The organism is Streptomyces peucetius (genome assembly GCF_025854275.1).
Lineage (GTDB): Bacteria > Actinomycetota > Actinomycetes > Streptomycetales > Streptomycetaceae > Streptomyces > Streptomyces peucetius_A.
The window spans coordinates 6,362,350-6,384,067 of the sequence record NZ_CP107567.1 but is presented as its reverse complement, the minus strand read 5'-3'; the positions used below and the strand labels follow the sequence as shown (position 1 = coordinate 6,384,067).

21 protein-coding genes are annotated in these 21,718 nt (G+C 70.6%); 8 read left to right on the top strand and 13 right to left on the bottom strand.

The genetic code is table 11. The features are described from left to right. Nucleotides 1-174: 174 nt before the first annotated feature. Nucleotides 175-1,308, bottom strand: a complete 1,134-nt coding sequence (locus OGH68_RS28985) for a sensor histidine kinase (RefSeq protein ID WP_264247983.1) — start codon at nt 1,306-1,308, stop codon at nt 175-177. 141 nt (nt 1,309-1,449) lie between these two features. Between OGH68_RS28985 and OGH68_RS28980 the strand changes: the two genes are divergently transcribed. The 4 genes from OGH68_RS28980 (at nt 1,450) to OGH68_RS28965 (ending at nt 5,327) form a co-directional block, all read left to right on the top strand. Next, complete coding sequence (locus OGH68_RS28980) at nt 1,450-2,052, top strand: response regulator transcription factor (RefSeq protein ID WP_264247982.1); 603 nt, start codon at nt 1,450-1,452, stop codon at nt 2,050-2,052. A gap of 224 nt (nt 2,053-2,276) precedes the next feature. Beyond that, nucleotides 2,277-2,954, top strand: coding sequence for an SGNH/GDSL hydrolase family protein (locus tag OGH68_RS28975; RefSeq protein WP_264247981.1), 678 nt, complete (start codon nt 2,277-2,279; stop codon nt 2,952-2,954). A 68-nt stretch (nt 2,955-3,022) separates the two neighbouring features. Beyond that, nucleotides 3,023-3,706, top strand: a complete 684-nt coding sequence (locus OGH68_RS28970; protein ID WP_264247979.1) for a TetR/AcrR family transcriptional regulator — start codon at nt 3,023-3,025, stop codon at nt 3,704-3,706. Nucleotides 3,707-4,247: 541 nt separating this feature from the next. Next, nucleotides 4,248-5,327, top strand: a complete 1,080-nt coding sequence (locus tag OGH68_RS28965) for a terpene synthase family protein (protein WP_264247978.1) — start codon at nt 4,248-4,250, stop codon at nt 5,325-5,327. 3 nt (nt 5,328-5,330) lie between these two features. Here the strand turns inward: OGH68_RS28965 and OGH68_RS28960 are convergent, their stop codons facing one another. The 8 genes from OGH68_RS28960 to OGH68_RS28925 form a co-directional block, all read right to left on the bottom strand. Beyond that, nucleotides 5,331-6,776: a cytochrome P450 gene (locus OGH68_RS28960; protein ID WP_264247977.1), complete on the bottom strand. Its 1,446-nt coding sequence runs from the start codon at nt 6,774-6,776 to the stop codon at nt 5,331-5,333. After that, on the bottom strand, nt 6,773-7,396 hold the full coding sequence (locus OGH68_RS28955; RefSeq protein WP_264247974.1) for a GTP-binding protein: 624 nt from the start codon (nt 7,394-7,396) through the stop codon (nt 6,773-6,775). Before OGH68_RS28955 ends, OGH68_RS28960 begins: the two co-directional genes overlap by 4 nt. Beyond that, complete coding sequence (locus tag OGH68_RS28950) at nt 7,377-7,733, bottom strand: DUF742 domain-containing protein (protein WP_264247973.1); 357 nt, start codon at nt 7,731-7,733, stop codon at nt 7,377-7,379. Before OGH68_RS28950 ends, OGH68_RS28955 begins: the two co-directional genes overlap by 20 nt. Continuing rightward, nucleotides 7,730-8,137: a roadblock/LC7 domain-containing protein gene (locus tag OGH68_RS28945; RefSeq protein WP_264247971.1), complete on the bottom strand. Its 408-nt coding sequence runs from the start codon at nt 8,135-8,137 to the stop codon at nt 7,730-7,732. The genes OGH68_RS28950 and OGH68_RS28945 overlap by 4 nt, the downstream gene beginning before the upstream one ends. A 1-nt stretch (nt 8,138) precedes the next feature. Beyond that, the gene (locus OGH68_RS28940) at nt 8,139-9,545 is read right to left on the bottom strand and encodes an ATP-binding protein (protein WP_264247970.1); all 1,407 of its coding nucleotides are present in this window, start codon (nt 9,543-9,545) and stop codon (nt 8,139-8,141) included. Nucleotides 9,546-10,472: 927 nt separating this feature from the next. After that, nucleotides 10,473-11,189, bottom strand: a complete 717-nt coding sequence (locus OGH68_RS28935; protein WP_264247968.1) for a DUF6766 family protein — start codon at nt 11,187-11,189, stop codon at nt 10,473-10,475. A gap of 86 nt (nt 11,190-11,275) precedes the next feature. After that, nucleotides 11,276-11,464, bottom strand: a complete 189-nt coding sequence (locus OGH68_RS28930; protein WP_264247967.1) for a hypothetical protein — start codon at nt 11,462-11,464, stop codon at nt 11,276-11,278. Nucleotides 11,465-11,528: 64 nt separating this feature from the next. Further along, on the bottom strand, nt 11,529-12,362 hold the full coding sequence (locus tag OGH68_RS28925) for a Gmad2 immunoglobulin-like domain-containing protein (RefSeq protein ID WP_264247965.1): 834 nt from the start codon (nt 12,360-12,362) through the stop codon (nt 11,529-11,531). 208 nt (nt 12,363-12,570) lie between these two features. Between OGH68_RS28925 and OGH68_RS28920 the strand changes: the two genes are divergently transcribed. After that, a complete protein-coding gene (locus OGH68_RS28920) occupies nt 12,571-13,032 on the top strand; it encodes an SPW repeat protein (protein WP_264247963.1) in 462 nt (153 codons plus the stop codon). 95 nt (nt 13,033-13,127) lie between these two features. On the opposite strand, the gene OGH68_RS28915 is transcribed toward OGH68_RS28920, so the two are convergent. The 3 genes from OGH68_RS28915 to OGH68_RS28905 form a co-directional block, all read right to left on the bottom strand. After that, complete coding sequence (locus OGH68_RS28915) at nt 13,128-14,606, bottom strand: MFS transporter (RefSeq protein ID WP_264250337.1); 1,479 nt, start codon at nt 14,604-14,606, stop codon at nt 13,128-13,130. A gap of 199 nt (nt 14,607-14,805) precedes the next feature. Further along, nucleotides 14,806-15,204, bottom strand: a complete 399-nt coding sequence (locus tag OGH68_RS28910) for a RidA family protein (RefSeq protein ID WP_264247962.1) — start codon at nt 15,202-15,204, stop codon at nt 14,806-14,808. Continuing rightward, the gene (locus OGH68_RS28905; protein WP_264247960.1) at nt 15,201-16,340 is read right to left on the bottom strand and encodes an acyl-CoA dehydrogenase family protein; all 1,140 of its coding nucleotides are present in this window, start codon (nt 16,338-16,340) and stop codon (nt 15,201-15,203) included. The genes OGH68_RS28910 and OGH68_RS28905 overlap by 4 nt, the downstream gene beginning before the upstream one ends. Nucleotides 16,341-16,493: 153 nt before the next feature. On the opposite strand from OGH68_RS28905, the gene OGH68_RS28900 reads away from it, so the two are divergent. From OGH68_RS28900 to OGH68_RS28890, 3 genes are read left to right on the top strand one after another with little or no spacing between them, the layout of a single operon-like run. Further along, nucleotides 16,494-18,110 (top strand): AMP-binding protein, encoded by a 1,617-nt coding sequence (locus tag OGH68_RS28900; RefSeq protein WP_264247959.1) that lies wholly within the window; start codon nt 16,494-16,496, stop codon nt 18,108-18,110. Between the two features lie 4 nt (nt 18,111-18,114). Next, nucleotides 18,115-18,933: a PaaX family transcriptional regulator C-terminal domain-containing protein gene (locus OGH68_RS28895; protein ID WP_264247957.1), complete on the top strand. Its 819-nt coding sequence runs from the start codon at nt 18,115-18,117 to the stop codon at nt 18,931-18,933. Next, entirely contained in the window at nt 18,930-19,361 is a 432-nt protein-coding gene (locus tag OGH68_RS28890) for a hypothetical protein (RefSeq protein WP_264247955.1), read from the top strand. Before OGH68_RS28895 ends, OGH68_RS28890 begins: the two co-directional genes overlap by 4 nt. Here the strand turns inward: OGH68_RS28890 and OGH68_RS28885 are convergent. Next, nucleotides 19,348-21,717, bottom strand: coding sequence for a bifunctional salicylyl-CoA 5-hydroxylase/oxidoreductase (locus tag OGH68_RS28885; protein ID WP_264247954.1), 2,370 nt, complete (start codon nt 21,715-21,717; stop codon nt 19,348-19,350). The genes OGH68_RS28890 and OGH68_RS28885 overlap by 14 nt on opposite strands. Nucleotide 21,718 lies beyond the last annotated feature (1 nt).

Sequence of the window (21,718 nt, the reverse complement as noted above, 5' to 3'; positions counted from 1 at the left end):
TTGATCAGCAACTCTCTTAGGAGGAACGGAAATCAAGTGGATCCGATCACCTGCGTACCTGCGCAGGAAGTGAGATCTTCACGGTCTGGGCGCACAACCCTCACACCTCGCCGGGCGCCCACGGCCTGGCGTGTTCCCGCCGGAAGTCCGGCGTTCGGAGCCCGGGACCGGGGGCTACGCCCCGTCTCGGCCCAGTGGCAGAACGGCCGCGACGGAGAACTCCCGGCCCGTCGGGCCGACGTGCAGTGTTCCACCGAGCGCGATGACCCGGCCCTTGAGCCCGACCAGCCCCGTTCCTCGGTGCCCGACCGTCCGCACAGCGGCCGGCACCGAACCGGTGGCGGCGACCCCGTCGTTGCGGACGGTCAGCCGGATGTCGTCGTCGCCGGCCCGCAGCTCGATCTCGCAGAAGCCGGCTCTGCTGTGCTCGAGCACGTTGCCGACCGCCTCGTGCAGGACCGACCGGAGACAGTTCACCACCGCCCGGTCCGGCTCGACGTGCGGGGGCAGCGAGGTGCGCACCGCTATCCCGGCGCTGGTCAGCAGCCGTTGGGCGTGAGCAAACTCTTCAGCCAGTGAGAGGGTCGTCTCCGGGCCACTGATGAGCCGAACGTCCTCATGGGTCCGCCGAGCAAGCGCAACGACCTCGGCGAGTACCGAGCGGGCGGACGCGGCGGAAACATCTGCCCGCAAGGCGGCCTCTCCCCGGATGACGATCGCAACCAACGACGAGCCGACCAGATCATGCAGGTCCTGCCGCATGCGTGCCCGGGTGCGCTGCTCCGCCAGCCTGACCGTCTGCTCCCTGGCTCCGTGCAACCGCGCCGACACGAGGGCGAGATGGGCGACCGCGAATACGGCGCTCGCCGTGATCGCCGTGCTGAGGACGACGCTCAGAGAACCACGGTCGGTGTCGATGACGCCCGTGTGGATCAGCAGTGGCCCGCTGGCGCCGACGGCCAGAGCAACGGGGACCGAAGTGGCAGGGGGCAGGGTCAGGAGCACGGCGCCGGCGAGGAAGCCGAGCAGAGTAAGCCAGGGGTAGTGGAAAACCACCAGCGGCAGGTACGTGAGTGCAGCCTGAGCCAGCAGCAGGCCCCACCTCCAGCGACGCGACAACCGGTAGGGCGGTGGCACGTACTGGCCGAGCAGCACGGCGGGCATCAGGACCAGCACGGTCAGACCGGTCACCATCGCGCGCCTGCCGAGCGGCGAAGCGGCGACGTCCAGCGCCACCAGTCCGAGCGTTCCGACCACGAGCACCACCAGCGTGCCGAAAGCGACCCGTGCTCCCGGTGGAGCCGTCACGTCGTCCACTGGCCCGATTCGCACCCTCTCCCCCGCCCCTACCTTGATCGTTCCCGGTCGATTATGGCTCGCCGACACAAAGGGCGTGGCTGGCCGGAAGCGCCCCGTCCGCCGCGTCCGCGGTACGGGGATAATCGATCGGTGATCACAGTGCTGGTAGTCGAAGACCACGCCGTCGTGCGGTCCGGGCTCACGGCGCTGCTCTCGGGAGAGTTGGGCATGGCGGTCGTCGGCCAGGCCGCCGACGGGCCCGCCGCACTCGCCGAGGCCGAAAGGCTCAGGCCCGATGTGGTCCTCCTCGACATCGACCTGCCCGTCACGGACGGGATCACCGTCGCCGCCACCCTCGCCGAGCGGCTGCCCGGCTGTCGCACCTTGATACTCACTGCGCTGGACCGGCCCGGACATCTGCGCCGTGCGATGGACGCGGGCGCCTCCGGTTATCTGCTCAAGAGCGCGACCCCCGCCGAGACCGCGGACGCGATTCGCAGGGTCGCCGGGGGCGGGCGAGTGATCGACTCGCGGATGCCGGACAGCTGGGTCGGCGAGGTCAGCCCCATGACCGACCGCGAGGCCGAGGTACTGCGACTGGCGTCCAACGGCGCGCATGCCCGCGAGATCGCCGCCGACCTCTTCCTGAGCGTCGGCACGGTCCGCAACCGGCTCTCCTCCGCTGTCGCCAAGCTCCATGCCCGTACCCTCCTCGACGCCGTCCGGATCGCCGAACGCCACGGCTGGCTGTAGGACGACGCGCGAGCGGACCGGCTCGGACCTGCCCGCCTCGACCCGGTTCCGGCCTGTTCACCGGGAGTATCGGCGTGGACGGGACCGGGCACGCCGAAGCAGAAGCTGATCAGCGTCCTGGGGCCGTTTCCCCCTGACCGAGCCGGTCGCCGTTCCCCCTGACTGCGGCATTCTCGGAGGCATCAGGATTGCCATTACATACGTACGACCGTATTGTTTTTTCCATGACTGCGACGCAACTCACCGAAGAGTCCGACCCGTTCTGCCTGCCTCCGCTCGACGCGGCGGCGCTTCTCTTCGACACTCCCTGGTCCCGGTTCGCCGTGATCGGTGACAGCCTTTCGGCGGGGACCGGGGACGCCAGTCCCGGCTATACGGACGCGGGCTGGTCCGACAGGATCGCGGACATCCTGCGCCGCGTACGGCCGGACCTCGAGTACCTGAACACCGCCGAGATCGGGGCCACCACTTCGCGGACACTCGAGAAGCAGATCGACCGCCTGCTGGAATTCGCCCCGGACCTGCTCCACCTGCCGTGCGGGGCGAACGACTTGGCTCGCCGCCGGCCCGACTTCGACGAGATCGGGCGGACGCTGCGGCGGATGTACGAGATGGCGTCCCGGACCGGGGCACAACTGACCACGTTCACGCTCGGCCGGGCGTATGTCGTGCCCGTCTTCTCCGACTGGAGCGAGCGGGTCACCAGGGTCAACGACATCACCCGCGCCCTGGCCGACGAGTACGGGGCCGTGGTCGTCGACATGTGGGACCATCCGGTGAACGACCGTCACGGCCTCCTGAGTGCGGACCGGATTCACTTCTCGACCTCGGGGCAGGCGGTGATGGCGACCGAGATGGTGAAGGGGCTGGCCGGCGTGCTCAGCCGTACACCCCGCGCCTGACGCATCCCACGACCCCCGCCACGGCGGGAGCCCGGCTCGGCACTGCCGAAGAGGGTACGATCGACCGTATGGACAGTTTCGAGGAGCCGGTCGCCTCAGGGGCCGGTGGTGCCGGACCGCAGGTGCCGCTGACCTCGGAGAGGGCACGGACGGAGATCACGGACAAGCGCCTGCTGCGCGGCGCCCGGACCCGGCAGACCGTGCTCCGGCAGGCCGTCGACATCGCCTCCCTCGAAGGACTGAGCGGCGTCAGCTTCGGCCGCCTCGCATCGGGCACAGGACTGAGCAAGGCCGGTATCCAGACCCTCTTCAAGACGAAGGAGACCCTGCAACTCGCCGTGGTCGACTTCGCCCGCGAGATGTTCATCGACGCCGTCGTCCGCCCCGCCTCGTCGGCACGCCGCGGCACGGCCCGCCTCCGCGCTCTGCTCGACCACTGGATCGTCTACGCCGAGACGCCTCTGTTCGCCGGCGGATGCTTCCGGGCCGCGAACCTCGCCGAGTTCGACAGCCGGCCGGGGCCGGTTCGCGACTCTCTCTTCCGTGACCAGGAGGAGTGGCGCGGAGTCATCGCCACCGAACTCGGACACGCCGTGGACTCCGGCGAGATCACCGATCTCGACGTCGAGCTCACCGCATTCCAGATCGACGCGCTGCTCTGCGCCGCCAACACGGCACTGCGGACCGGTGACAGCGACGCGGTGAACAAGGTCCGCCGTATCGTCGACGGCCTTCTGGCGCCCCCCGCCTGACACCCGGCCCTCGCGCGGAGCGCAGGCCGGCGCGGCGGACACACCGGCCGACACACCGGCCTTCGCGTGCCCACCCGAACACCGACCGGCCGTTACTCGCCCCCTCCCGCCTGCTTCTTCAGCGGGTGGACGTCGACCGCGGTTCGAGCCGAGGTTTTCGGACGCTGCGCGTCCACTGGCGATGATTGATTGATCACGGTCGGCTTTGGGATCGAATTTGCGCCAAACTGCCCTGCACGGATCGCCAATTCCCTACAAACTGTTCGGATCGCAAGCCCAGGACAGCCGCGCGAGGTTGCGCGTCGACCGGGTGGGCAGGTTTGGGGCGCCACAGGAAGGGAACCGACCCGTGCCCTGACGGCCGGTCGTCACAGCATGGGGGGTGCCGGGGCAGATGCGACGCGCCGGTCCGACGTGCTGTCCACGACCTGCTCATGCTCCCGAGGCGCGGTGCGAACGACAAAAGCGCGCTGCCTTCACCGGTCGGCCGCTCGCGGTGGTGATCCGCACACCGATGCAGGCGAAAAGGAGAAGATTTCCCATGACAGTGCAGGCCGTCAAGCTCCCCGGACTGTGGATGCCCCATCCGGCGAGGGTCAATCCGTACCTGCCGGCCCTGCGCGAGGAGACCGAGACGTGGGCGCGGGAGATGGGCATGCTCGGCGGCGACGAGAGACCGACGGCTCGCCGTGCGATCTGGTCCCGGTCCCAGTTCCACGCCATGACCGTCGACCAACTGACCGCCTCCACTCTTCCTGACGCCTCACTCGCCGCTCTCCGGCTCAACCACCGGTTCAACATCTGGGCGCTGGCCTGGGACGACTACTTCGCCTCCGCCTTCAAACGGACGGGCGACCTCGCGGGCGCACTGGTCTTCACCTCACGGCTCCATGCCTTCCTGCGGCCGGAGCCGGGCGCCCGGTTACCGGAGCCGACGAATGCGGTCGAGAGGGGAATCGCCGATCTGCAGCCGCATCTGTTCCCCCCTCGACTCGCACACTGGCGGCACGGGTTCAACCAGGCCCTGGCGCGATACATCGACGCGGGAGTCCAGGAACTGGCCAACAGCCGCGCCGGCCGGGTTCCGGACCTGATCGAGTACGCCCAGTTCCGCCGTGAAAGCTTCGCCGCCTATACCGCCCCCTACTCCGTCGAGCTTGCCACCGGCGCGCGGATCCCTGAGCAGATCCGGCACAGCCGGACCGTCCGCGCTCTGCTCGACGCCTTCATGGACTACATGGGGCTGGCCAACGACATAGCCTCCTATCGGCGCGAAGTACACGAGGAACGCGACGTCAACAACCTCGTGCTGGTACTCGCGACGTCCATGGGCATCACCATCCAGGAGGCGGTGCGGGCCGCCGTCGATCTGGTGAACGCCCGACTGCGCCACTTCGAGCACCTCAGGCACAGCGAACTGCCCCTGCTCGTCGAACGAGCCGGGCTGCACGCCGGTGAGCAAGCCGAGCTGGAGACGTGGCTCCGAGGAGCTTGCGGCTTCCTGTCGGGCCTCCATTCCTGGTACACCGGAGCGCCCCGCTACGTTCCCGCAGACATCCCGTTCCCGGAGCAACGCACCTCCACCTCGGCTGTGATGCGAACCTGTGACGCCAACCCGTGAGGTCTACCGTCTCCGCAGGAGGCGTCGCAGCCGCACCCACCACGAACCGCGGGGTTCTGGTGCGCGCTCCGGCAGGGGGCCGGCCACCGGCCGCGGGGGTACCGCGGGCAACCCGCCGGTCGGCGACGGCGGGGCCGGCAGCGATGCCGGGACGTCATGGGCCCTGGGAGCACGGGGCGCGAAGCTCACCGGCAGCGCTGTCAGATGCCGGGCCCAGGTGGAGGAGCGCCAGGTGAGCTCGGACTCCGGGACGGCCAGGGCGATGTCGGGGAGCCGGGTGAGCAGAATGTCGATGCCGGTGTCGGCGATGACACGACCGATGTCCTGGCCGGGGCACTCGTGTGTGCCGGCGCTGAAGGACAGGTGCGCGCGGTTGTGGTGCACGGGGGTGGAGAGATCGGGGCGGACCGCCTGGTCGACGTTGCCTGCGGCCAGGCCCAGCAGCAGCATGTCCCCCGCCTTGATCTGCTGTCCGCCGAGGGACGTGTCGCCCTTGGCCCAGCGTCCTGGGCACACCATCAGCGGCGGCTCGTCCCAGAGCACCTGTTCCACCGCTTCGGGCAGGGTCATCTGACCGCCGGCCAGGGACCCGCGGAACCGCGGGTCGGTGACCACCATCCGCAGGACGTTGGACATGAGGTTGGCGGTTGTCTCATAGCCGGCGAGCAGGATGAGACGCAGGTGGTGCTGCACCTCCTCGTCCGTCAGGCCGGCGGGATGGGACATCAGTACGGATGCGATGTCCTGCCCGGGGCGGGTGCGCTTGGTGACGACGAGTTGCTCGAGCGTCTCCAGCACATAGGCGTTGCTGGCGAGCGACGTCTCGGTGCCCTTGAAGAGGTCGCGGGCGGCATGCACGAGCTTGGGACCGGACTCGTCCGGCATTCCGAGCAGGTGGGTGAGTACGAGCATGGGCAGGTGTTCGGTGAACTGACCGACCAGTTCCACCTCGCCGCTTTCACAGAATCCGTCGATCAGCTGGTGCGCGAAGCGGGTGATGTGGCGGCGGATTCCGCGTTGGTCGAACTGATCGAGGCCGGCCGTGACCGCGCCGCGCAGGCGCTGGTGTTCTTCGCCGTCGGCACAGACGCAGTCGGGACGCCAGCCGATCATCGGCATCAGCGGTGAGGTGGTGGGGTCGATCTCTCCGCTCGTCCAGCCGTGCCAGGTGCGGGGGTCGCGTGAGAACTGGGTGGAGCGGCTGGCCACGTCGCGGTTCTCGAGATACCCCAGGACGAGCCAGGCCCGTACGTCGCCGTCGAGCAGGACGGGCGCCACCGGACCGTGGGCGGCGCGCAGCTTCTCGTACAGGCCCATGGGGTCGGTTTCGGCGGCGGCGCCGTGGAGCCGGGTCACTCCGCCGGCTCCTGCGGTGGTGTGGGCCGGGCAGCCCGGGGGCGGGGTGGGCCCGCCCTGCGGGGTGGTGTGTTCAGCCGGTGGGACGGTCATGCGGACTCCTGAGCGGCGGCGAGGGTGCGCAGATAGACCATCAGCGAGAGCAGGGCGTCGCGGCAGGACGACCGATCACGTGCGTCACAGGTGACGATGGGCACGGACTCGTTGAGGGCCAGAGCGGTGCGCAGGGCTGATATGGGGTGCTGCGGGGCCTCCGGGAAGGTGTTGACGGCCACGATGAAGGGGACCCGGCGGTCCTCGAGCCGGGTGATGACCTCGAAGCAGACATCGATCCTGCGTGTGTCGACAAGGACGACGGCGCCGAACGCGCCCTCGAAGATGCCGTTCCACAGGAACCAGAAGCGCTCCTGCCCCGGGGTCCCGAAGAGATAGAGGATCAGTTCCCGGTTGATGCTGATCCGGCCGAAGTCCATGGCGACGGTCGTGGTGCTCTTGCCTTCGGCTCCGGGATTGTGGTCGATCCCGACGCCCGCCTGGGTCATGGTCTCTTCGGTGGTCAGGGGCGGGATCTCGCTCACCGATCCGACCATGGTCGTCTTGCCGACCCCGAAGCCGCCGACGATCACGACCTTGACTCCCCTGGCGCCGTGGGGCAGCAGCACGTCGGTGCCGCGCGGGCCGGCAGTGGGTGCGTCAGAGCTTACGTAGTCCATGGATCACCGCCTCCAGAAGGCCGAGTTCGGGGTATGACGCGACGGGCACGGGAGCGGTGGCCTCGACCCGGCCGTCGTCGACGAGTTTGGAGAGCAGCACCGTGACGACGCTGAACGGAAGACTGAGATACGCCGAGATCTCGGCCACCGACAGCGGGTATCGGCACATGGAGACGATCGCCGCCTGTTCGGGCTGCATACCGGGTTCCGGTGTGGACCTCGCTGCGATGAGGGTGACGAGGTTGAAGGCCTCGGCCGAGGAACCCGGGCCACCGGTGATGACGAAGAGCGGCACGGGACTGCCTTCGTCCCATGTGTCCTGGTTCTCTGACGTCACATCGCCCGCCCGACGTCATCGCGGGGCGGGCTGGTCATGTGCTGGCCGATCCGGACGACGAGCGTCCGCATCCGGTCGCCGAGCAGCCCGGCGTCCACTTCCTCGTCGGCCAGCACCGCGAGATAGGCGCCGGGTCCGGCCGCCATCAGGGAGAAGTACCCGCCGTCGACCTCGATCCCGACCATCCGCGTCGAGCCGTCCCCGTGCGGGAACTTCTGGGCGATGGCCTTCGCCAGGCTCTGGATGCCCGAGCAGGCGGCGGCGATCCCATCAGCGGTGTCGGGCTCCGTGTCCGCCTGACCGATGCACAGACCGTCGGACGACAGGACGACCACGTGCCGCACGTACGGGACGCTGGCCGTGAGCTCCTTGAGCATCCAGTCAATGTTGGGCAGTGGCTGCATGTTACTCACCCTCATCTGATGACTCGCTGTTTTCAGTGGAAGGTTCGGCGCTCGATCTCTTGTCGCCGTTGAACGCCTCCCACATCAGGCCCGGTTGCCGGGGCATTCCGTTGTTTCCCGGGGAGGCGGCCGGAGCAGCGGGGGGATGGGGGGTGGTGCGGACGACCGGTTTCGGGACGGGTGACTCGCGTCGCCGTTGCGGGAGCCCGTTGACGGTCGCCCTGACCTCGACGGCATCCGATGCGTCAGGGCCCGGTGGCGTCTGTCTCGGCACGATCGGTCCGTCCGTGTGCTTCCGCGCGGGCGGTAGGGCGGCGTTCGCGGCAGGCTGCTGCACCGTGGTGATCAGGCTCCTCGGAACGAGCACGACGGCCCGAACGCCTCCGTAGGCGGAGGTGCGCAGGTCGACGTCGAGGCCGTGCTCGCGGGCCAGCCTGCTGACGACGGCCAGGCCGAGTTGTGTCACCTCGCCCAGGCCGGCCAGTTGGATGCCGGACGACGACTGGGCCATGACGCGGTCGACGCGCTGCCGGACTTCCTCGGTGAGTCCGACCCCTCGGTCCTCGATCTCGATCGCGATGCCGGAGGGCACCTCGCTCGCGGTCACGTCGACGGGGGTGTCCGGCGGCGAGAAGGTCGTGGCGTTGTCGAGCAGTTCGGCGAGCAGGTGGATCAGCGGTTCGGCCCCCGGGCCGATCACGGCCACCTCTGTCACCGACTGCAGTTTCACGCGGGGGTAGTCCACGATCCGTGACATGGCCCCACGCAGGACGTCGTAGAGCGGGATCGCCTTCGACCACTGGCGCCCCGGCCGCGCGTCACCCAGTACCGCGATGCTGGCGGCGAGGCGGCCGATCAGGGCATTGCGGTGGTCGATGTCCTGCAGGCCGTGGGAGACCACGACATCCGTACCGTGGAGGATCTGCATGGACCGGAGGTCCTTGGCGAGTTGATGCACGATCGCCTGGACCCGGCGCGCGATGGCCACCAGTGCTCGCTGGGAGGAGTCCCGTGTGTGCTCCTCGGCCTCCACGGCTTCCAGGAGTGTCCGCAGAGCTGCCCGGAGCGCTTCCCTGAACTCGCTGTCGAGGTGTTCCCCGAACCTGACGGACTGCATGATCTCCGAGGCCGGGTCGCCCTTCTGCAGCCGGGCGACTGCCGCGGGGAGAAGCTCCTCGGCCAGCCACACGGTGGTGGCCCGCTGATCGGACAGGCGCCCGATCAGTGCGGCCTCGCGTTGCGCGAAGTACGCCTGCGCCTCGGTACTCGCCTGCTCGTAGCGGGCCGCGTCCACCGCGCGCGTCCGGCGCGCCGTCCCGGCCGAGGTGAGGACCGTCAGGACGACCGCGGCAAGACCGCACCAGGCGACGGTTGTCCGTGTCTGCGCAGGGACGAAGATCAGCGCCATGGCAAAAGCCCCAGCCAGAGCACCAGGGGGTATGAGCCATACCAGAGCCACTGCGCGTGGCCGGGCCCTGGAAGTTGAACCTGCACGAACCATCGAGGGGTTCCCTAAACAGTCGGAATGAGTGGGCTGAGGTGATGCGGTGCGCCGGCAGGACCGGGCGGGCTTCACACGGCTGAACACACGTTTCCGGTGGAATGCCCCCGACGGTTCGCTTCGAGATCGCATCGACAGTCACGCCTCGTCGCGGTCGGGCTCCGTCCGCAGGCACACAGCGTTGATCACGCACTGTGAGCGCAGCGCGACACATCGGAGGGGAGCATAGTCAGATCGGGTTGGCCATGTGACCTTGCTGAAAGCAGCGGCGCTCTTTGACGACATGGCCCCGCAATCTGATCGACTGCGGCAATGGCAGGCGCCGAAAGTGCCCGGAATCGACCACACCGAGGTGCCTACTGATCAGGGGTGCCTCCGCCCCTCGCGGGCCGGCGTCGCCTCCTGTCCACCTCGGGGCCCACCGGCCGGTGCCCCGGCCCGGCCGCACCGGCAGCGGCACCGGGGCGGGGCGGGGCGGGGCTTTGGGCGACGCGCACAGGGGATCACCGCTCCGGCGCCGGGGAGGTCGGCGGCATCGTCGGCGGTATCGCGGGCGGCATCGCCGGCGCCTTCGCCGGTGAGGGCATCGGGGAGAAACTCACCTCATGGTGGTGAGGCCGAAGCTGAGCCACGGGCATGAGCGAGTAGGAACGCCCGCATAACGACGTGAGTCGGGAAAGGACGGGTCGTGCCGGATCCGCAAGACGGTGACTTCCCCGGAGTCTGGTTCGAGATCGAGGACGACGAGGAGCAGTTCGGGCCCGCCGAGGCCGCCGTCGTTCCGCCGCGCTCGTGGCGACGGACGCGCCGGCGACGGCGGTCACCGGTGGACGGTCAGCCCTCGACGCCGGTTTCGGCGTGGCCCGAACCGACGGGTTTGAATTCCGGTGAGCCGCGCTGGCGCAGGTAGATGGAGAGGATCGCCATGGAGCCGATGGCGAGCAGCTCGGACTGCCAGTTCTGCAGGGTCCGGCTCCAGAAGTCCGCGGAGAACACGTACTCGGACCAGCTGGTGGGCGCCTGGAGCCGCCTGAGCCGGCGTTCGTTGTGGGCGGCGGTGCCGGTGATGGACTGGGCGAGCCAGGACAGCAGGAAGATCAGGCCCATGACCATGCCGAGGGAGCGGGCGTAGGCGCCCTGCCGCCAGCCGCGGGACGCCGCCCAGCCGGGTGAGTCGTCCCGGGCGCGCTCGCCGACCATCTGGTCCTCGTCGGACTCCCTTCCGGCCTTGTGGAGTTCCTTCGATTCCGGGGAGCCGCGCTGCACGAGCCACACGGTGGCGAAGATGTAGAGGAAGAACTGGAGGTATTCGGACTGCCAGTTCTCCATCACGTCGACGCCGAAGTCCGACGAGGTGATGTAGTCCCCGAGGCCGGCCCGGGCCATTCCGTCGGTGAGGAGTCGGTTGTTGTACGCGGCGTGTCCGGCGAAGGCCTGGGCGACGAGCACGACCAGGAAGGCGGTGATGAAGGCCAGTCCCAGCCCGTTGTCGCGCAGGAAGCGCCCGAGCCTGCCGGTCCTTCCTGATGCCGTGGCGGTACGGGAGCTCATCGCTGCATCAGCCCCAGTGCCGAGAAGTACGCGATGCCGAAGAGGATGACGAGCAGTGTCATGATGAACAGACCTTTCACGACCCGTCACCCACCTTTGATCTCGCACTGGTAGGGCCGGTCCTGCTGCGGTGTGCAGCCCGCCGCCATGACCTTCCAGCCGTCCGGGAAACGCGAGAGGAACAGGGTGTCGCCCGTCAGGACGGCGCGCGCCTGCCGCTCGTGGACGTCGACATGGACGACACTGCCTCCGTCAGGGGCGTTCGCCTGGCTCATGCCCTTCTCGCACGGGCCGCACGTGGACTGTTCGACCTCCTGGCGGGTGACGTCCGCGAGGCGGTCAGCCGCTGCGTACCGCCGTGACCGCGAACCGTTCGACCTCGGCCACGTGGCCGCCGGTGGACGCGACGATCGTCAGCACGGGGTCGACGGCGCCGGTGAACGAGACGGACGACTGCCAGGGCTGTTCCTTGCCGCCCGCCGAAGTGCAGCATGAGGTGCCCAACGGCCTCTCCGCCGACGGCTGCCGCACCTCCACGCGGACGCTCTCGTCGACACCGGTCATCCGCCCGCCGACCGTGACCGGGGAGCGTACGACCGATCCGTAGGCGGGCGCGGTCAGGGTGAACGTCGTGTCGTCGGTGCCCACCACCTCCCAGGGGGCGTCCGGTCCGGTGCCGTAGCGCACGAGGTGGACGACCGCCGCGGTGCCGGTGGACTCGGTCCCGCTCAGTCCGACGCCGATACGCGCCTCACGTCCGTCGACGGCCCGTGAGGTGACCCGGTCGAGGCCCTCGAAGCCCAGGTAGTTCCGGGTGAACGACAGAGCGGTCTGTTCCGCGTCGAGATGCCAGGGCTGATGGCCGCCGGCGCGGAACTGGCTCTCCCACTTCTCGGCCTGGCCGAGCGTGGAGAACGGCCACAGCGGCTGGAGGCCGGGGAAGCCCGGCATCGGCTCGCCGCGGCCTGACGCGGACGCGGTCGGCGTCGCGCCGGTGGACGGGGTGGTGGGTGCGTCGGACTTGGGGCCGCCCGACGGCTGCGCGGACGCCCTCGGTCCGCCGGACGGTGACGCGGACGCGTTCGTGGAGCCGCCGGAGCCGGTGCAGCCGGTGAGTACGAGAGCGGTCGTGGCGGCCACGGCGACGAGCCGGGACGTGAGCCAGATGTTCATCGGTCCCCCAGGGAGCAGGTGACGGCCGTCACATCCGGCCGTACAGGCCATCGTGCCACCCCGCCACCCGACCCCGCCGCAAGGCCGCGTCCGGTCCGCCGCCGACACACGGCCGCGGAAAGGGAAATTACCCATTTGACCAGACCACCCAAAAGGGCGTTCCATGGCATAAAGGACACATAAGGCTGCAAGCAGGAGGCGGCCCATCATGACCACTCACGCAGACATCGAGCAACACCCGGACCTGGCCGAGATGCGTTCCCGCTTCGAGCGGGCCACCAGCACGCCGCGCGCCCAGGCCGTTGAGACACTGGCTCTCATCACGGGCCTCTACCTGGCGGCCTCGCCATGGATCGCCGGCTTCAGCGGGCTGACCAACCTGGCCGTGGCCAATCTGATCACCGGAATCGCCTTCGCCCTGTGCATGGGCGGCTTCAGCTCGGCATACGAGCGCACCCATGCCATGGCATGGACGGCATGCGCGATCGGCGCGTGGACGATCATCTCCCCCTGGGTCGTCGCCGGTGCGATGGACACGACACGCAGCGTCGTCAACAACGTCATCGTCGGTGCGGTCGCGTTGCTCTGCGGCCTGGCCATGGCCGCCACGGCAGGCACACGGGGCGCCCGAGGCCGTCGTCGTGGCCCCGGACCGAGCCCCGCCGACTGACCGTCACCGCTCGTCACGAAGGCCCCGGCGAGGGAGCGCCGGGGCCTTCTCCCTGCCCGCGCCACGTTCCCAGGTCCGAGCCGGCGTCGCGGTGGTCAGGCACCGGGACCGACACCGCCCTTGAGTCGCTCCAGGTCGGCCGGACGGACCTGGATGGCCAGCACCGCGATCAGGGCGGCCAGCACGGCGAAGACCGCGGCCATGACGAAGGCGGCCGAGACACCGGACGTGAGCACCTGGTCGCCCCAGGGCGGCGGCAGTTCACCGGTGCGCCGGAACGCGAGCCGCTCCGCCGGAGTGGCCTCCGCCATGAAGCGGGGGATCTGGTCCTTCGCCTCGTTGCCGCTGACGGTGCCGAAGACCGTGACCAGTATCGACAATCCCAGGGAACCGCCGACCTGCTGGGTGGCGTTCAGCAGTCCGGAGGCCGCGCCCGACTCGTGCGTCGGCACCCCGGACAGCGCCATCAGCGTCAGGGACACGAACTGCATGCCCATTCCGAGACTGAAGACCAGCATCGGGCCGAGGATGCTGCCGGCGTAGGTGGAGTGGATGTCGGTGAGGGTGAGCCACGCCAGCCCGGCGGCGGCCAGGGCGGCACCCGTCACCATGAACGGCTTCGGGCCGTACTTCGGCAGCAGCTGGGACGCCAGGCCGGCGCCGACGGCGATGACCGCGCTCACCGGGAGGAAGGCCAGCCCCGCCCGCAGAGGGCCGAAGCCCAGCACGTTCTGGACGAAGAGGGTAAGGAAGAAGAACATGCCGAACATGGCGGCGGCGAGCCCCAGCATCATGCCGTAGGTGCCCGCACGGTTGCGGTCGGCGAACATGTGCAGCGGCGTGATCGGCTGCTTCGAGCGCCGCTCCACCATGAGGAAGGCCGTGAGCAGCACCAGCGCCGCACTGAACGAGGCCAGGGTGTACGCGTCGCGCCAGCCGTGCTGGGCGGCGCGGATGAACCCGTAGACGAGCGAGACCATGCCGAGGGTGGAGAGCAGCGCGCCGGAGAGGTCGAAGTGGCCGGGGTGGCGCCCCGACTCCCTGATCCAGCGGGGTGCGGCGAAGGCGATGAGCAGGCCGATCGGCACGTTGACGAACAGCACCCAGCGCCAGTCGAGCCATTCGACGAGCATGCCGCCGGCCAGCAGCCCGATCGCGCCACCTCCCGCGGAGACAGCAGCGAAGACACCGAAGGCACGGTTGCGTGCGGGGCCCTCGGTGAACGTGGTGGTGATCAGCGCCAGGGAGGTCGGCGAGGCGATCGCGCCGCCGACCCCCTGCAGGGCCCGCGCGGCCAGCAGCTGGCCGGAGCTCTGGGCGAGCCCGCCGAGCAGGGACGCCAGCACGAAGAGCAGCACGCCGAACATGAAGACACGCCGCCTGCCGAGGATGTCGCCGGCCCTCCCGCCGAGCAGCAGCAGGCCGCCGAACGTGAGCGTGTAGGCGTTGACCACCCAGGACAGGCTGGTGGTGGAGAACTCCAGCGAGCGCTGGATGTGCGGCAGCGCGATGTTCACGATGGTGATGTCGAGGACCACCATCAGCTGGCACGAGGCGATGACGAAGAGGGCCATTCCGTTCCCGCCGCCCCTGCCGGGGGCGGAGGTGTGCACTGCGGGAGACGGCTGCGGAGACGTCATGGCGCATCGTGCCTCGGGAAGGGACGCCCCGTGCGGGACCCTCGACGAGGCGGTGGACGAGGCCGTCCACCGTTCGACGTTAAGCCTTCCGGGTGAAGCGTCACCAGTCGATCAAGCCGGGGGGCGGGCCGCCTCAGGGCATGACCGCCACCCCGTCCACCTCGACGAGGCACTGCTCGTCCCAGAGCCGTACGACCCCGATGACCGCCATCGCCGGGTAGTCGCGGCCGGCCGACCGGCGCCAGATCCGGCCCAGTTCGGCGGCGTGGGCGCGGTAGTCGGCGACGTCGGTCGCGTAGACGGTGACGCGCGCCAGGTCGTGAGGGGTGCCGCCGGCCGAGGCGAGGGCGGTGAGGAGGTTGGTCAGGGCGGTCTCGAACTGCTCGGGGAGCGTCCCGCCGACGACCTTGCCGTCGGTGTCGAGGGCGGTCTGGCCCGCGAGGAAGACCAGCCGCGAGCCGGTGGCGGTGACGGCGTGGGAGAAGCCGGCGGGCGGGGACAGTTCGGCCGGGTTGTGACGGGACAGCGTCATCGGGACCTTTCCTCTGCGGGGTGTTCCTCGGCGTAGAGCTCCTTCGCGATGATCGTGCGCTGGACCTCGGTGGCGCCCTCGTAGATCCGGGGCGCCCGGACCTCGCGGTAGAGGTGTTCGAGGAGGTGGCCGCGCTGGAGGGCCCTGGCCCCGTGCAGTTGTACGGCCGAGTCGACGACGTACTGGGCGGTCTCCGTGGCGAGCATCTTGGCCATCGCGGAGCGCTTCGGCACGTCGGCGGCGCCGGCGTCGTACGCGGCTGCGGCTGCGTACACGAGCAGCCGGGCGGCTTCCGTGCGGGTGGCCATCTCCGCGACGCGATGGGCGACCGACTGCAGGTCGCCGAGCGCGCCGCCGAAGGCCCGCCGGCCCGATGTGTGGCTGATGGTCGCGTCCAGGGCCGCCTGCGCCATGCCGACGGCGAAGGCGCCGACACTGGGCCGGAAGCGGTTGAGGGTGTTCATGGCGACGCGGAAGCCGCGGTCGGGCTCACCGAGCACGTCGTCGGCGCCGACCGGGACGTCGTCGAAGGTGAGCGCGCCGATCGGGTGCGGCGAGAGCATCTCCAGCGCGGCGCCGGTCAGGCCCGGGCGGTCGCCGGGGACGAGGAAGGCGGTGATCCCGCGGGCTCCGGCGCCTTCGGTCGTCCGGGCGAAGACGGTGTAGAAGTCGGCCTCGGGGGCGTTGGAGATCCACCGTTTCTCGCCGCTGAGCCGCCAGCCCCGGCCGTCCGGCACGGCTTTCAGGGTGAGGGCGGCGGCGTCGGAGCCCGCGCCGGGCTCGCTGAGGGCGAAGGCGGCGACGGCACGCCCCGCGACGACGTCGGGGAGCCAGCGTCCGCGCTGCGCCTCGGTACCCGCCTGGACCAGCGGCGAGGTGCCGAGTCCCTGGAGGGCCAGCGCGGTCTCGGCCTCGGTGCAGCCGTGGGCCAGTGACTCACGGAGCAGGCACAGTTCGAGCGCCCCGGCGGTGAACAGGCGGTTCAGCAGACCCAGTTCGCCGAGGGCTGCGACCAAGGGGCGGTTGACACGGCCGTCCTCGCCCTTCTCCGCGAGGGGGCGCAGCCGCTGCTCTGCCAGGGTGCGCAGTTCGGCACACCAGGCGGTCTGTACCGGATCGAGCGAGAATACGGGCATTCGTGCCCCCACTGAAGTCGGTCTGACGGCGGCCGGGTGACTGGGCCGGTTCCTCTTCCGGGTGACTCGTGAAGCACGGTATCGCGAACTGTTGACTGTCGTCACCATCACGATACGCTCGTCTGGCGACGCCGACCCGACAGGGGGCGAACCATGGAGCTGACACCCTCGGCCCACATCGACACCTTCGCGCGCGACCGCCTGCCGCCCGCGGAACAGTGGCCGGAACTTCTCTTCGACCTGCCTTCGCTGCGGTACCCGCAGCGCCTCAACTGCGGCACGGAGCTGCTGGACCGCACGATCGAGCGCTTCGGCGCCGACCGCCCCGTCTTCCGCACCGCCGATGGCGAGGTCTGGTCGTACGGAGAGCTGCGCGAACGGGTCGACCGGATCGCGCAGGTGCTCACCGCGGAGCTCGGCGTCGTCCCGGGCAACCGGGTGCTGCTGCGTGGGCCGACGACGCCGTATCTCGCGGCGTGCTGGCTGGCCGTGATGAAGGCGGGCGCCGTGGCCGTCACGGTGCTGGCGCAGCACCGGGCCAAGGAGCTGGCGACGGTGTGCGAGATCGCCGCCGTCTCGCACGCGCTCTGCGACGTGCGGACGGTCGACGACCTGGTCAAGGCGGAGGTGCCGGGGCTGCGCATCACCACGTACGGCGGGGACGCGCCCGGCGACCTGGTGCGGCTCGCGGACGCGCGGACGGCGGAGCCGTACGAGGCGGTGGCGACCGCGGCCGACGACGTCGCGCTGATCGCCTTCACCTCGGGAACCACCGGCCGACCCAAAGGGTGCATGCACTTCCACCGGGACGTGCTGGCGATCGCCGACACGTTCTCCGAGCATGTGCTGCGGCCCGGGCCGGACGACGTGTTCGCCGGCAGCCCGCCGCTCGGATTCACCTTCGGGCTCGGCGGTCTGGTCGTCTTCCCCCTGCGCGCCGGTGCCTGCGCCCTGCTGCTCGAGCAGGCGGGCCCGGGGCAGCTGCTGCCGGCGATCGCGGAGCACCGGGTGTCGGTGCTGTTCACCGCGCCGACCGCGTACCGGGTGATGCTGGACCAGCTCGACGGGCACGACACCGCCTCGCTGCGGCGGTGTGTCTCGGCAGGGGAGAACCTGCCCGCCGCGACGTGGCGGGCGTGGCAGGAACGGACCGGGCAGCGGATCATCAACGGCATCGGCGCCACCGAACTGCTGCACATCTTCATCTCCGCGGCGGACGAGGCGATCAGACCCGGCACCACCGGCGTCCCGGTACCGGGATGGCAGGCGCGTGTGGTGGACGGCGAGGGACTGCCGGTGCCGGACGGGGAACCCGGGCTGCTCGCCGTCCGCGGTCCCGTGGGCTGCCGCTATCTGGCCGACGACCGGCAGACCCAGTACGTGCAAGGCGGCTGGAACCTCACCGGTGACACGTATGTCCGCGAGCCCGACGGGCGCTTCCGTTACGTCGCCCGCGCCGACGACATGATCATCTCCGCCGGGTACAACATCGCCGGACCGGAGGTCGAGGACGCGCTGCTGCACCATCCGGACGTCGCGGAGGCCGCGGTCGTGGGCCGGCCCGACGAGCTGAGGGGCCAGGTCGCGGTGGCGTACGTCGTCCTGCGCGACGGCGCCACGGGCGACGACGCGGCCGCCGAGGCGCTGCGGGACTTCGTCAAGCAGCGGCTGACGCCGTTCAAGTGCCCGCGGCAGATCGTCTTCCTGGACGCCCTGCCGCGCACGCCGACCGGCAAGCTGCAGCGGTTCCGGCTGCGAGCCCTAGAGTGATCACGTGGCCGAGCAGCACACTCCCAGATCCCTGATCGTCACCCTGTACGGCGCGTACGGACGCGAACGGCCGGGTCCCCTCGCCGTGGCCGAGCTGATCCGGCTGCTGGGCGCCCTCGGCGTCGACGCGCCGTCCGTGCGCTCCTCCGTCTCCCGGCTCAAACGTCGCGGTCTGCTCGTGCCGGAACGCACGGCCGACGGCGCGGCCGGCTACGCCCTGTCCGAGGACGCCCGCCAGCTGCTCGACGACGGCGACCGGCGCATCTACGCCCCCTCGTCCGCCGACCTCTCCGACGGCTGGGTCATCGCCGTCTTCTCCGTCCCGGAGGCCGAGCGGCACAAGCGCCATCTGCTGCGCTCGCGGCTGGTCAGACTCGGCTTCGGGGCGGCCGCCCCGGGCGTGTGGATCGCGCCCGCCAGGCTCTGCGAGGAGACCGAGCACACGCTGCGGCGGCTGCAGCTGGACACGTACGTGGACCTGTTCCGCGGGGAGCACCTGGGCTTCGCGCCCACGGCGGAGTCGGTCTCGCGCTGGTGGGACCTGGCGGCCATCGCCAAACAGCACGAGGAGTTCCTCGACCTGCACGAACCGGTGCTGCGCTCGTGGGAGGCGCGGGAGGGCACCCCCGCGGAGGACGCCTACCGGGACTACCTGCCCGCGCTGGACTCGTGGCGGCGCCTGCCGTACGCCGACCCGGGGCTGCCCGGTGAGCTGCTGCCCCAGGGCTGGCCGGGCGGGCGCTCCGCCGAGGTCTTCGGACGGCTGCACGCGCGGCTGCGGGACGCGGGGGCGCGGTACGTGACCGGGGAGGCGGGTGCGTGACGGAGCCCGAACCCCGGTGGATCGTGGCTGCCAATGTCGTGCTGTGGCGGCGGTACGGGCCCCTGGGGCAGGAGCTGCGACCGGGGACGAAGGCGTACAAGGGCGGTTCGAAGGTGTTCGTCGCGTCCGCCCACGTCGGCATGGGGCACGAGCAGCTGACCACCATAGGGCGCGGGCGGCACACCGGCCGCTGGATCACCATCGACACCGCCACCCGCCATCTGTACGGCTTCCGCGCGAAGCTCGTGTACACACCGGCTGTGCTGCGGCGGTACGACCAGGTCACCTGGTGGCCGGTGCGGACCGAGGAGGAGGCCGTCGAGTACGCGGAGCGGCTGGAGTGCATCGCAGCCGAGCAGCGCGCCTCGTACCACGTCGGGCCGCACCCGGACCCCTGCCGCTGCCACGAGTGCCTCAGTCGAGGGTGAGCCTCGGCTTCGGGGCGTCGGTGCGGCCGGTGGGGGGTCTGCGGCTGCCGGCCCGGTACGGGAGGGGCCAGGGCGCGGCGTCGCCGGTGTAGTTCTGTTCGGCCGCCGCATGGAGCGTCCAGTGCGGGTCGTAGAGGTGGGGCCGGGCCAGGGCGCAGAGGTCGGCGCGGCCGGCCAGCAGGATCGAGTTGACGTCGTCCCAGGAGGAGATGGCGCCGACCGCGATGACCGGCACATGGGCCTCGTTGCGGATCCGGTCGGCGTACGGGGTCTGGTACGAGCGGCCGTACTCGGGGCGCTCGTCGGCGACGACCTGGCCGGTGGAGACGTCGATGGCGTCGGCGCCGTGCGCGGCGAAGGCGCGGGCGACGGCCACGGCGTCCTCCACCGTGGTGCCGCCGTCGGCCCAGTCGGTGGCCGAGATGCGGACCGTCATCGGCTTGTCGTCCGGCCAGACGTCGCGCACCGCGTCGAAGACCTCGAGGGGGAAGCGGAGCCGCCGCTCGAGAGAGCCTCCGTAGGCGTCGGTGCGCAGGTTGGTCAGCGGTGAGAGGAAGCCCGACAGGAGGTAGCCGTGGGCGCAGTGCAGTTCGAGGAGGTCGAAGCCGCTGTCGGCGGCACGCCGGGCGGCGGAGGCGAACTGCTGCCGGATCTCGGTGAGTCCGGTGCGGTCGAGCGCCTGCGGGACCTGGTTGACGCCGGGGCGGTAGGGCAGCGGGGAGGCGGCGGACACGGGCCAGTTGCCGCCCTCGAGCGGCTGGTCGATGCCTTCCCACATGAGCCGGGTGGAGCCTTTGCGGCCGGAGTGGCCGAGCTGGACGCCGATCGCGGTGCCGGGCGAACTCCGGTGGACGAAGTCGGTGACGCGCCGCCAGGCGGCCGCCTGCTCGGCACGGTAGAGGCCGGTGCAGCCGGGGGTGATGCGGCCCTCCGGGCTGACGCACACCATCTCGGTCATGACGAGCCCCGCCCCGCCGAGGGCGCGGGCGCCGAGGTGGACGAGGTGGAAGTCGCCGGGCATGCCGTCGTGGGCCACGTACATGTCCATGGGTGAGACGACGACCCGGTTGCGCAGGGTCAGCCCGCGCAGCCGGAAGGGGGTGAACATCGGCGGGGTGCCCGGCGGGCAGCCGAACTCCCGCTCCACGGCCTCGGTGAAGGCGGGGTCGCGCAGCCGCAGGTTGTCGTGGGTGACACGGCGGCTGCGGGTGAGGAGGTTGAAGGCGAACCGGTGGGGCGGCTGGTCCGTGTGGACGGCCAGCTCCTCGAACCAGCGCAGGCTGGCGGCGGCGGCGCGCTGGGTCGACTCGACGACCGGGCGGCGCTCGCTCTCGTAGGCGGCGAGGGCGCTGGGCAGATCGGGCTGCTCCTCGACGCAGGCCGCGAGTGCGAGGGCGTCCTCCACGGCGAGTTTGGTGCCGGAGCCGATGGAAAAGTGCGCGGTGTGCGCCGCGTCGCCGAGGAGCACGATGTTGCCGTGCGACCAGCGGTCGTTGACGACGGTGCGGAAGGCGGTCCAGGCGGAGGAGTTGCCCCGCAGTGGACGGCCGCCGAGGGCCTCGGCGAAGACCTTGGCGCAGCGCTCGGTCGACTGCTGCTCGTCACAGGCGTCGAGCCCGGCGGCACGCCAGACCTCCTCGCGCATCTCGACGATGACGGTGGAGGCACCGGACGGGTTCTGCGGCCCGAAGGGCCCCGTTGAGAGGTGGTGGTCGGGTGACGGGCGGGAGAACGGGTAGCCGTGGAGCTGCATCACGCCGTGCTCGGTCTCGGCGATCTCGAAGCGGAAGGACTCGAAGGCGAAGTCGGCGGCGAGCCAGATGTAGCGGCAGCGGTGCGTGGTGGCGTGCGGTCCGAAGACGTCGGCGTGCGCCTGGCGGGTGGCGCTGTGGACACCGTCGGCGGCGATGACGAGGTCGTGGGCGGCTGCGAGTTCGGCGGCGGGCGGCGCCGGTGTGCGGAAGCGGAGACGTACGCCGAGGGACCGGCAGCGTTCGTGCAGGATCTCCAGGAGCCGGCGCCGGCCGAGGGCGGCGAAGCCGTGTCCGCCGGAGGTGAGGGTCCGTCCTCGGTGGGTGATGTCGATGTCGTCCCACCGTACGAATTCGTCCTGGAGCGCCCGGTACACGACCGGGTCGGCGTGTTCGATGCCGCCGAGGGTCTCGTCGGACAGGACGACGCCGAAGCCGAATGTGTCGTCGGGTGCGTTTCTCTCCCAGACGGTGATCTCGCGTTCCGGGTCGAGCCGCTTGAGCAGCGCGGCCGCGTACAGCCCACCGGGACCGCCGCCGATGACGGCGACGCGCAGGGGGCGGGCGGGAGCGACGGTGCCGGACGGGGTCGCTGCCGGGGGCATG